The organism is Hymenobacter pini, from assembly GCF_020421205.1.
GTDB lineage: Bacteria > Bacteroidota > Bacteroidia > Cytophagales > Hymenobacteraceae > Hymenobacter > Hymenobacter pini.
This window is the reverse complement of the sequence record NZ_JAIZZH010000001.1, coordinates 850,944-862,711: the sequence shown is the minus strand read 5'-3', so window position 1 is coordinate 862,711 and position 11,768 is coordinate 850,944. Positions and strand designations below refer to the sequence as shown.

The 11,768-nt window shown below is 61.7% G+C and carries 8 protein-coding genes; 7 read left to right on the top strand and 1 reads right to left on the bottom strand.

Annotated features, from left to right (window positions below; translation table 11 throughout):
- Positions 1-5: 5 nt before the first annotated feature.
- Positions 6-263 (bottom strand): hypothetical protein, encoded by a 258-nt coding sequence (locus tag LF252_RS03630; RefSeq protein ID WP_226267658.1) that lies wholly within the window; start codon positions 261-263, stop codon positions 6-8.
- A gap of 265 nt (positions 264-528) precedes the next feature.
- Here LF252_RS03630 and LF252_RS03625 point away from each other — a divergent pair, with 265 nt between their 5' ends.
- From LF252_RS03625 to LF252_RS03595, 7 genes are all read left to right on the top strand, one after another.
- Complete coding sequence (locus LF252_RS03625) at positions 529-2,463, top strand: RICIN domain-containing protein (RefSeq protein ID WP_226267657.1); 1,935 nt, start codon at positions 529-531, stop codon at positions 2,461-2,463.
- A 156-nt stretch (positions 2,464-2,619) separates the two neighbouring features.
- A complete protein-coding gene (locus tag LF252_RS03620; protein WP_226267656.1) occupies positions 2,620-4,488 on the top strand; it encodes a 7TM diverse intracellular signaling domain-containing protein in 1,869 nt (622 codons plus the stop codon).
- 372 nt (positions 4,489-4,860) lie between these two features.
- Entirely contained in the window at positions 4,861-6,600 is a 1,740-nt protein-coding gene (locus LF252_RS03615) for a hypothetical protein (RefSeq protein WP_226267655.1), read from the top strand.
- 221 nt (positions 6,601-6,821) lie between these two features.
- Positions 6,822-8,432: a tail fiber domain-containing protein gene (locus LF252_RS03610; protein WP_226267654.1), complete on the top strand. Its 1,611-nt coding sequence runs from the start codon at positions 6,822-6,824 to the stop codon at positions 8,430-8,432.
- A 51-nt stretch (positions 8,433-8,483) separates the two neighbouring features.
- Positions 8,484-9,908 carry a T9SS type A sorting domain-containing protein gene (locus LF252_RS03605; protein ID WP_226267652.1) on the top strand — a complete coding sequence of 475 codons (1,425 nt, stop codon included), beginning with the start codon at positions 8,484-8,486 and terminating at the stop codon, positions 9,906-9,908.
- A 411-nt stretch (positions 9,909-10,319) separates the two neighbouring features.
- Positions 10,320-11,087 carry a slipin family protein gene (locus LF252_RS03600; protein ID WP_226267650.1) on the top strand — a complete coding sequence of 256 codons (768 nt, stop codon included), beginning with the start codon at positions 10,320-10,322 and terminating at the stop codon, positions 11,085-11,087.
- Between the two features lie 140 nt (positions 11,088-11,227).
- Positions 11,228-11,737, top strand: a complete 510-nt coding sequence (locus tag LF252_RS03595; RefSeq protein WP_226267648.1) for a hypothetical protein — start codon at positions 11,228-11,230, stop codon at positions 11,735-11,737.
- Positions 11,738-11,768 lie beyond the last annotated feature (31 nt).

Sequence of the window (11,768 nt, the reverse complement as noted above, 5' to 3'; positions counted from 1 at the left end):
CTCTTCTAGCGCTGACTTTTCAGCAGCGAGTCGACGGCGGCCACGGCTAGGCGGCTCACGTACACGCCCACCAAGCACAGCGCAAAAAACAGCAAGCCCAGCTGAAACGGCGCACCGGAAGGCACCTCCGCCAGCAGTTGCTTGTACAGAACGCCCTGGGCCTGCAGCGCGGCGTGCAGCACCGTGGCCAGAATAGCCGCAATCAGCAGGGCCGCAAACAGCCACAATAACTCCCGTAGTACGATAGGTATAAGCTTATCCATTGACGCTGCGCTAATGATGCGGCCCGGTTATCCGGAGCCTTAAGATACGCGGCGGGGCGGGTTGGTCGCTCGGCCGGGCCGGAATTGTTGGTCAACCCTACTAGTTTGACGCGCTGGTGAGCCGTGGGCATACACTATATAATCACCACACAAACAACAAATTAAACCACATGTACACACTTTGTCTACGCTTCCTTTTTGGACAAAGTACCGGGGGCGGTGAAGGTTTGGGCTTCCCTTATTTTTCACCTACCTTCTTTCCAGCATGGGATTCAAACCCGCCCCCGATACGAGCTATTTCCTGATAGCCAAGAACAGCAACATGCCCTTAGGCGTCCGGCACAACTCCGGTGAGGTCTGGGCCGAAATCGAACAGCAGACCTGGAACCCGGATACACCTCAGCCTCAGCAGCATTTTCGCTTTGACCCCGCTCCCAACTACCTGTTCTGGATCAAGCCCGGCGGCCGCGACCTGTACCTGGAGCCGCTGGGCTCCCGCCAGGACCAGGGCCGAGACGACGGGACGCCCATTGCGCAGGCCATCTGGGACGCTGGGAAGCCGCACCAGCAGTTCCGGCTGGTACCGGCCGGCAATGGCTACTACCGCATCATCAGCCAGCACACGGGCAAGTTTTTGGATGTGTTCGGCAATACCACGGCGGTCGGAGCCCGGCTGGTGCAGCACAGCCGCACCACCACCGAAAACCAGCTGTTCCGGCTGGTGGCCGTGCCCAAAAAAGGCCTGCCCCTGAACACTACTTCTTTCCAGACCTACACCAACTACGGGCGGATGCTGGTGCTGGGCCTGGCCGGAATAATTCCCAAGGTGGGAGGCGGTCTGGCGGGCCTCATCGGCTTTATCTGGCCCAGTGACAACGACCAGCGTTTCTGGCAGCAGATGAAGAATTACGTGGACGTGCGCGTGCGGGAAATGCTGCAACACCAGCAGTTGGGGATTCTGGAGGGCCACCTAACCGGCCTCATTGCCAACCTGCGCCTGGCTAACGACCCCAACCTGCCCCACCCCAACCGCTACGTACATTTGGTCGCCATTACCACGGGCACCACCGATGCAGCTTGGCACTTCACCAACCAGGAGTACCTCGAGAGCCACCGCATCCTCTCCCACTTGTCGGCCTGGGGCACGCTAGTGCTGGGGGCCTACGCCCAGATTGTGCGCGACTACGACTTGATGCACCCCAACACCCCGGCCGAGGAGCGGGCCCGAGCCAAAGGTGTGTACAAGACCAAACTCCAAACCAGCATCCGGGAGTACACCAAGACCGTAGAAGCGGCCCGAGCCAAGGCCCTGAAGTGGCGGCTGGAAAAGATAGGCACCACCTACCCCTACTACGCCTGGGATGAGGGCGCGGGCTGGCGCAAGCGTTTCAGTGAAATTGTGCGCCGGGGCCGCAACCGGGGCCTGATTTACGATTACTCGCACGTGCAGCAGGCGCAACAAGCCCGGCTGGCGCAGGTAGCCGAGCAATTCAACGCCGACATGGACGCGGTGCTGGCCCCCACCCGGCTCTGGCGCTTCCTGGACCCCGACGTAACCGACCGGCCCACTCAGGAAACCATCTGGCGGGTAGTAGGGCCGTTTCCGTGCCGCCGCACCGATGAAACGCCGGAGCAACTAACCGGTACCATCTCTCACCTGAGCATCAGCCTGATTGATGGTCATTTCGCGGGTTTGGCGGTGCGCTATACCGATGGCCGCAGGCGGGTAACGGGGCAGGAAGGCGGTACCGTCAAGAACTTCCAGCTCCAGCCCGATGAGTACATCATCAATGCCTATGGCCTGGAGCGCAACGTACATCTGGTGTCACTCACCTTCGAAACCAACCTGGGCAACGTATTTAGCACCGGCAACCCTACCGACGTGCGCGAACCTTCCGTGTACTACGACGCCATATTTGAGCAGGTGCTACTGGAGTTCCGGGCCGGTCTGGACGATGCGCTCAGCCCCCGCCTCACGGGCTTCTCTAATGGCGGTGGCGGCCTGTGCTTTCATTGGGAGTACAGCTGGCAGTACGACTGGACGGGCAACCTCTCGCCGGCCGAGCCCCAGCTGGCCGAGCCGGCTCGCCCCTTTCTCACCCGCGCGCCCCACCCCCAGGAGCTGACCGATGAAATCTTAGCCGAAGCCGAATTGGAGCAGGATTTCACCACTCGGGAGTTTGCCCCCGGGCAGTGGTAAGCAGCCCCGGCAACCAGCCTTCCTGCGCATTCGGCCCCACTTGTTCCGGCAGGTGGGGCCGAATGCGCGTAGGTACTGCCAGGACGGGCCGGACGGCTTTCCGCAAGCGCCGCCGTAGCCAGTATATTTGCCGGCTCACCTTCCTGCCCCACGCCCTTGCCGCTGCGCCTCTATCTGCTGCTACTACTGCTCGCTACTGGCCCGTTGCGCGCCAGGGCGCAATCCGGACCCGATAAGACAGCAGGCCAAGCCGTTACGGTGGCGGCCGTAGAAGCACTGCCCGCCCAGGGACACGCCTGGTCCCAGATTCGCACCGACCGAACCCTGCCATTCCGCACTATCGATTCTCTGCCGCTGGCCCGAGCCCGCCGCTATTGGCTGCGGGTGCAGCTGCGCAACCCCAGCAGCTACGCCCAGGCCGGCCGCCTCATTGTGCTGCCCAATCTGGATAACACCCTGCATTACGTCGATGAGGATACCCGGCGCTGGCGCACCCACCGGGCAGGCGTAGCCGTGGCCACCGACAGGCAGCCGGTAAAGGGGCCGCTGCCGCTACGGGTGCCGGGCCGGACCATCACCACCGTGTACGTGCTGTTGCGGCTGAGTCCTACGGCCCTGCTGCCGACCGCCGCGCACCTTCAGGTAAGCTGGCAGCCGGAAGCCGTAGTCCAGGCCGATGCCCTGTTCTATACTACAGCCTGGGCCGTGGCAGTGGCGGTACTGTTGCTGCTGCTTACGAACCTGCCCGCTTACCTGCGCTACCGCGACCGGACGGTGCTCTTCTACGTGTGTACCCAGATGGGAGCCTTGCTCTACGTAACGGGTTACCGGAATTACTTCCGGGTGTGGTTTCCGCGGCCCCTGTTCAATCAATTTCTGCTGCCTGATGGCCTGGGCTACGGATATACCCTCAATAATGTCATTGTACACCTAAGTGTGGTTCTGATGCTGGCGGGATTTGTGCAGCTCACCCGCGCTTACCTGAGCACTCGTGCCCATCTGCCCCGCTTGGATACGGCCCTGCGGTTCGCCCTGCGCAGCTACTGCCTATTTACGCTGGTGGTAGGCACGGTGAATCTGCTGGGCTTTCCGCTCAACCGCTATACCCTGCGCCTGGATAACCTGCTGGTGCTGCTGCTGGTGGGGCTGCTGCTGGGTATGGCCGTTGTTGCCTACCGGCGCAAGGTTCCCCTGGCTTCCGCCTACTTGCTGGCCAATGCACTGCCGATGCTTTGTGTGGGCGCAACGGCCGCATTTCACGCGTACGAGGGCATTGATAACACAGGCCGCCTGCTGCTGCCGGATTTGGCCATCCTGTCCTATGCACTTTGCTTCTCGGTGGCCCTCAACGTGCGGCTGCAGCTGCTGCAGCGCACGTTGAGGGCCAAGGAGCGGGAGGCCGACTACTTAGCTCTCGATATTCAGCGCCAAGAACTGCGGCACCGCGAAATTGTGCTAAAGAACAGCCACATCCAGGCGGCCTTGCTGGAGCTGAGGCGGCGCCAGCAAACCCACGACGAGCACGCCCGACAGCTTAGCCAAGAACACCAGCAACAGCAAGCCACCAACCTGGAGCTGCAGCAGCAGCTGGAAGCCAACCAGCGCGAGCTGGCTTCCGCTACGCTCTATATGCAGCAGAAAAACGCCCTGCTCTCGGAGCTGAAGCAGCAGATTCAGGACCTGCACCGGCAGAGCCCCGCTGACAAGCGGCCGGAGCTGGCGGGCATCCAGTTGGTACTGCAATCCAGCCAGCACCTGGATGAAGACTGGAGCCGGTTTAAACTGCACTTTGAGCAGGTGCATCCGCGCTTTTTTGAGGAGCTGCAGGCTCGCTACCCTACCCTTACGGCCCACGAGCTGCGCCTGAGCAGCTACTTCCACATCCAGCTTTCCACCAAGGAAATTGCCGTGCTGCTCAACATTGACCCCGCCAGTGTGCGCCGGGCCAAAACGCGCCTCTACAAAAAAATGGCTGCCGCCGACCACGCCGCGGGCCGCTCCACCGGGCCGCGGCCGACTGAGTAAGTGCTCTGCGCAAGCTGCGGCAACTCACTGACAGTAACGCCATAACACTGGCCAGAAGGCCTTCTTCATTTAATACCGCACTCCGGCCACGAATACGCAATTCAAAGAATTAGCTACTATCTATCAGTCAGTTACCACCTGTGTCTACACTTTGTCTACGCTGGATATTAGGAAAGGCAATGGCTACGGGACCAGCTTTGCTCCCAGTTGGGTGGTAGGCCACTGCCCGGCTCCCCGACCTGCTCGGTAACAGCCCGGCCCCGGCCGATGCTGGCGGCTCGCCCCGCCTGAGGTCAGCCCTCGGCTGGGGCGGGCGGCATGGGCGCGGCCCGGGGTTAGCACTTTGTCCGCTGTTCCTTTTCCCGCACCTGTATGCTGCCTCGTTTTCTACTCTCCTTCCTGTTGCTGGCCATTGCGCCCCTAGCCATGCTGGGCCAAACCGGCTCGGTGGGTATTGGCACTACCACTCCCGATGCCTCGGCCGCCCTCGATATCGTGAGTAGCGGCAAGGGCCTGCTGCTACCCCGCGTGGCCGCCACCGACATTGCCAGTCCGGTCCCTGGCCTGCTGGTGTACCAGACCGGCGCGCCGGCCGGCTTCTACTACAACGCTGGCACTGCCGCTCCCGGCTGGCAGCAACTGGCCACCACTGGCAGCAGCGGCAACAACCTAGGCAACCACACCGCCACCCAGAACATCAACCTGAACGGCCAGAAGCTGGTGGGCACTACGGCCCGGGCCGGACGGGGTGGCCTGGCTATCAGTGGCAACGGCCTGGCTACCTTGGGCGCCGCTCGCTCCGGCCCCGACTCCACTACCACCTACGGAGTGCGGCTGCTAGACCTCGACCAGGAGTTTGTGCTGACCTCCAAGGCCCTTAGAGGGAACCGCACAACCACCAGTGTGTCGGGCATCGGCGACCGGGTGATGTGGATATCGTACTACAGTGCTTTCCGGGCGGGTGGCATATCGGGCACCGGCACCATCAACGGGCAAGTAAGGAGAAGCCAGTGGGACTACCCCGACGTGGGCCGGTACTCGGTGGCCTTTGGCCTCGACAACCAGGCCGGCAGCGACTTCTCGACCGCCTTTGGCTCGAACCACTGGATAGTGGCCGGCGACTATACCTTCGTGACGGGCTACAACAACAAGGGGTACCTGGGCCGCTACGAATTCATAACGGGCTACGAAAACGCCTTCCGGGGCTACCTTGGGTTTATGGGCGGCTACCAGAGCAAAACACAAACCAACACCTTCGACAGCATGGTGCCGTCGTTCGCCTTTGGCTACAGTGCCCAGGCCCGCAGCAACCGGGGCAATTGCTACGCTCTGAGCTACTACACCCGCACCGGCGGGCAGAGCGGTAGCTTCGCGCTGGCCGACATGTCGCCGCTTTATAACAGAGACGAGGAGATACCCGCCGAGCGGCAGCAGGACTCGCTAAGATCCACGGCCTTCAACCAGTCCTCGGCCCGCTTTGCCGGGGGCTACCGCCTCTTCACCACCCGCGCCACCGCCGCCAACCAGGGCAACCCCGTGGGCGTGCAGTTCACTCCCGGTGGCAACGCCTGGCGGTTCATTTCCGATTCTACTAAAAAGGAGCGCGCAGTGCTGGCCGACGGTAACCAGTTTCTGGCCCGCATCAACCGCCTGCGCCTGGGCTTCTGGAACTACATCGGCCAGAGTGCCAACTCCATGCGCCACTACGGCCCCATGGCCCAGGGCTTCTTCGCCGCTTTCGGCCACGACGCAGTGGGCCGAATCGGACACAAGACCAGTATCAACCAAATCGATTTTGATGGAGTAAATCTGATTGCCATTCAGGCCCTGTACCGCCGGGTACTGCTGCTGGAAGCCGAAAACGCTCGCCAGCAGCAGCTCATCCGCCAGTTGCAGGTAACGAGCGCCCCGGCCGCTCCCGCGCCAGTCCGGCCACCGGTGGCGGAACCGGAGGAGCTGCGCCGCCAGAACGCCGCGCTACAAGCCCGCGCCGCCGCCGCCGAAACAACGGTGGCACGGGCCACGGCTACGTTGGACGCCTTCGAGGCCCGGTTGCGGCGACTGGAAGCGGCTACCGGCACACCTCTAGCCGCCACGCAAGCCGGCAAGTAGCCCCTACGGGGATGCCTGCGAGGCCGCAGGGGATGAATTCCTGGCAGACTGCCAATAAGCAAAAGATTAGCAGGAATTTATCCCTCATCGAGGGAAGTGCAGGCTTACCTTTACACCCGTACCCGGCGCGGCCCGCACCGGATACCGAGTTTCTTTTCTCAGCCCAGTCCGGTCGCGCTGACCGACTGCTTGCACTGGGTATTTTCTTTTTTTTCTTTCCTATGCACCAATTGTTTACCCCAGCCGCCCGTACCACCCACCGACTGCGCGGGGCGCTGGCCGCCGCCCTGCTACTGTTGGGTGGCTACCAAGCCCAGGCTCAAACCGGTTCGGTGGGCATCGGTACCACCAGTCCTGCTGCTTCGGCGGCGCTGGAAGTGCGCAGCACCACCCAAGGCCTGCTGCTGCCCCGTCTTACTCTTGCCCAGCGCGACGCTCTGACAGCCAGCACCACGGCCCCACCGGTACCGGGTTTGCTCATCTACCTCACCGACAGCGCCCCCGGCCTGTATGCCTACGATGGCACCACCTGGGTGCGCCTGGGGGCCGATAACCTGGGCAACCACTCCGCCACTCAGACGCTGAACCTGAATGCGCAACGCCTGTTGGGCAGCGTGGGCTCCTCCCTGGGCGACTCTACCGCCCAAGTCGAGCTGAACGCCAGTGTGGGCACGCAGAGCGCCGCGCTCATCACCCGTAGCAACTTCGGGGCGAAGTACTCGCGCGCCATCCTCTCGGGCTACGGCAAGCTACCCGAGGGCACCTCTACCTCCAACGACTATGGCATCTGGGCCACGGCCTACCGCGGCGGCGGCTGGGCGGGCTTCTTCTCGGCGGGCAGCACCACCACGCCCTTGCGCTGGGTGGGCATCTGCCAGAACCCGGGCTATAATGGCACCGGCTCGGCCATCCGCATCGTGGATGGCACGCAGGGCGCGGGCAAAGTGCTGACCTCGGATGCCAGCGGTTATGGCAAATGGCAGCCTCTCACGTCGGCCGGAGGTGACTTCAACCTGGGCCCTTACTCCTTGGTGGGCAATGGCGGCACCACGGGCATTGACATTACCAGCGCGGGCCGGGTCGGCATCAATACCGCCACGCCCTATTCGCAGCTGGCCAACACCGCCACCAACATCATTGGCAGTGAAGGCACCGGCGGTAACCCCGGCTCCCTGGCCTGGGCCGCCAATCAGGCCGGTTACGCCGGCATGTTTTACAACGCCAACACGGCCACCAACGCTACCGGCTTGGCTGTCAAGATAGCCGCCACGGGTACCACCGCCGCCTTCGACGTGAGCCAGGGCACCACCCAGGACGCGGCGGGCACTACCCTGCTGCGGGTGCAGGGCAACGGTAACGTGGGCATCGGGGTAGCCACGGCCAACTACAAGCTGGACGTGAATGGTCAGGTACGGGCCAACAACGTGGCCGTTACCTCTGACCAACGTTTCAAGACAAATGTACAGCCACTCCGTAGCGCATTGGCCTCGGTGCTGGCCCTGCGCGGGGTGCGCTACGAGTGGAACGCACTGGGCGTACGCCACGGCGGTATGGCCGGAGCCAAGCAAGTAGGCCTGCTGGCCCAGGAGGTAGAGAAAATTTACCCCGAGCTGGTGAGCACCGATGCCGAAGGCTATAAAGCAGTGAACTACGCTCAGCTTACGCCTGTGCTTATCGAGGCTCTCAAAGAGCAGCAAGCCCAGATTACATCCCTGCAAGCCCGCGCTGCCACGGCGGAGGCCGCCGCCGCCCAAGCCACGGCCACACTCGAAACCTTCGAAGCCCGGTTGCGACGGCTGGAAGCGACTACCGGCGGTCAGGCCCAACGCTAGGCCGCTTACCTTCGCCTCACTTTACATTCCCAGCGCCTATCTCCTCCCTATATGAAGTTACCTCTACCCGCTGTGCTGCTGCTGGCATTGCCTACTGTGCCGGCACTGGCCCAGGACCTGACTAACACCGGCACTACGCTTACCCTCACCGGCGGAGCAGTGCTGTCCGTGAATGGCTCGCTCACCAACGCGGCCGGCACCTTGGATATGAGCAGCGGCAGCAACCAGCTGTACGTGGGCGGCAACCTCGTAAACGCCGCCGGGGCCACCCTCACGCCCGGCACCACCAGCACCGTTATGCTCAACGGGACGGCCCCGCAGCAGCTCCATCTGCAGGGTGGACAGCTGGCCAACCTTACTATTAATAATACCAACGGCGGCGTGAACGTGCCCGCCAATAGTACCACCGAGGTAACAGGCAATCTGACCCTGACCAGCGGTATGCTAACTGTCAATCCCGCTTCTGCATTGCGCTTGCTGAACGGGGCAACTCTTACTGGTGAGCAAGCCGGGCGCTACGTGCGGGGCCCGTTGGTAGCCGTGCGCAGCTCTGTGCCCGCTGGAGCGGCCACGGCCTTCGCCAACGGCTTGACCCTGACGCCGACTGTGACACTGAGCAACCTGAGTGTGACGCGCCGAGCGGGCCTTAATTCTGCCCAGGTTAGCTACGGCACCAACGCCAGCGGCACTAATCGGGGCATCGACCGGATCTGGAACACCTCAGTGTCCGTGGCTGGTAACGTGCAACTGAGTTGGCTGCCCGATAATGACAATGGCCTGACTGATTTCAGTCAGGCTCAGGTGTGGGCCCGCACCACAGCCCCAGTGGCCGGCGCCGACTGGTTGCGCATCAGCTCCAGCCAGAATGCCGCCGGTTCACGCACGGCAACGGGCACCGTGCCCGATATAGCACCGGCCAGCTACTTCACCGTCAGCACCACCAGTTCTCCGCTGCCCGTTACGCTGGTACGCTTCACGGCCGAGCGCCAGGGCGGCGGGGCGCTGTTGCGCTGGGCAACGGCCTTGGAGATTAACAACAACCGGTTTGAAGTGGAAGCCAGCACCGACGGCCGCACATTTCGCCGCATTGGGCAGGTGGCCGGCCAAGGCACCAGCTACCAACCGCACGAGTACCAGTTGCTGGACCCTTCCCTGACTCGCTACGGAGCAACTGTGGTGTATTACCGCCTGCGTCAGGTAGACCAGGATGGAACGACCAGTTACTCGCAAGTACAAACGGTGGCCGTTGGGCTGCTCACTCTAGCCCTGTTTCCAAACCCAACCACCGGGGCTACTACCCTCACGGGCGCACAGGCTGGAGAAGCAGTAACGATGCTGGATGCCGTGGGCCGCGTGGTGCTGATAACTCAAACGAATGCCGCCGGCACAGCGGTACTGCAGTTGCCGGCCAGCCGCGCTACCGGCGTGTACGTGGTGCGCGTGGGAGCCAAAGCACTACGCCTGAAAGTAGAATAAACACAGTTTAGCCTTCCACCTCTATACCTGACATTGCTGATTATCTGAGTATCTGCCGCGGGCTTTTCCTGCAAAAGCAGTTGGCCAAATAGCCTGAAGTAGTTCCTACACCGCGCGTGCAACGGCTGTATCAGCGGTATCTGCCAGGTGAGCTGACATGGGAGGAAGTATGCGCTCCTCGCGACGCCCCGCAACTCCTGCCGTATGTACCATTTCGAAATAACATGCTTACCCTACCGAAATGGTAGGGTACAGGATGGGCGTACACGTACCTTGTTTTTCCAGTACAGCTGAAAACAGCCTCTACAGGTAATTCTTGTCCGGAATATAAAGCAATTATGTCAGTTGGCATGGCCTGTGTAACGGTAGCGGCAACTGTTTCACTTGTTGCGGCCGGAGGCCACTGTTATCATGACGACGCTGTATGTTTTGCTGGGGCTTGGATTGATTTTGCTCTTTATGGGCCTGTGCGTGGCGCAGGAGTATGAGCGGGCCCTTGTGTTTCGGCTGGGGCGCTACGCCGGGCGGCGCGGGCCGGGGCTGTACTGGATTATCCCGTTCATTGAGCGCCGCACAACCGTGGACATCCGCACCAAGACCGTGGATCTGGAGCAGCAGGAAACCATTACCAAGGACTCGGTAACCATTAAGGTAAACGCCGTGCTCTGGTTTCGGGTGGTAAATCCCGAGGACGCCATCATCAAAGTGGCCAACTTCAACCAGGCCGTGTACCAGCTCTCCGTCACGGCCCTGCGCAACATCATCGGTCAGCACCAGCTGGATGAGGTGCTGAAGGAGCGCCAGCAAATCAACGCCACCCTGCAGCAACTGGTAGATGCCGCTACCGAAACCTGGGGGGTGAAGATTGAGATGGTGGAAATCAAGGACGTGGAAATTCCGGAATCCATGCAGCGCGCCATGGCCCGGGAGGCCGAGGCTATCCGCGAGAAACGGGCCCGCATCATCAAGGCCGAAGCCGAGCTGGAAGCCTCCAAAAAGCTCACCCAGGGGGCCCGCCAGATGGAGGAAAGCCCCATGGCCCTGGAGCTGCGCCGCATGCAGATGCTCTCCGAAATCGGTATCGACAACAACACGACTACCGTGGTGCTCATCCCCTCGGAATTCACCAATCTGGCCCGCGGCTTCGCCCAAGGGCAGTCGGCCACTACGGTATCGTAAGCGGCGGCGAGTTCTGCTGAGCAGCCCGGGGCAACCATAGCGTTGTCCCGGGCTTTTTTGTGCACGCCTTGGCTAACAACGAGCTACTTTTTTCGATAGGTTTAGCAAAGCCTTCATACTACTCTATCCCGTTGACTTTCATGAAAAAACTTCTTCTATTCATTGTCCTACTCCTCCTCGCAACAGCCTCCGTTACCCAGGCCCAAACCAGCTACCAGCCACCTACCAACTACACCTTCCAAACGCCCGACGACTACGCCGAGTATGAGCCCCAGGTTATTGCCACGGTGAACTGGTTGGAGAAAACCCCATTTGGTCAGCAACCCGAAGTCCGCAAGCAAGCCGACCAGTTTTTGTTTCAGTGGATCAGCGGCAGCTCCTCGGTATCGGTGCAACTGCAGAAGTACGTGGCCGACCTGGCGGGCCGGGAATCGGAGCTACTGATTCTGTTTATGGGCGGCTGGGCCCGCTACCAGCTGCAGCACCCCGAGGTAAAAGATGCAACCGCCCTGAACACGGAGGGCGTCCGCACAATGCTGCGTGCCTATCAAGCGGGTGGCTTCAAAAAGAACAAACAGCTGGATGAACTGCTGAAAATGGATGCGGCTGGTACGTTGCCCGCCTGGGTGAAAAAGCAACTGGCGGGCTAACTTGCCGGGCATAAAGTCCACCTCTACTGAA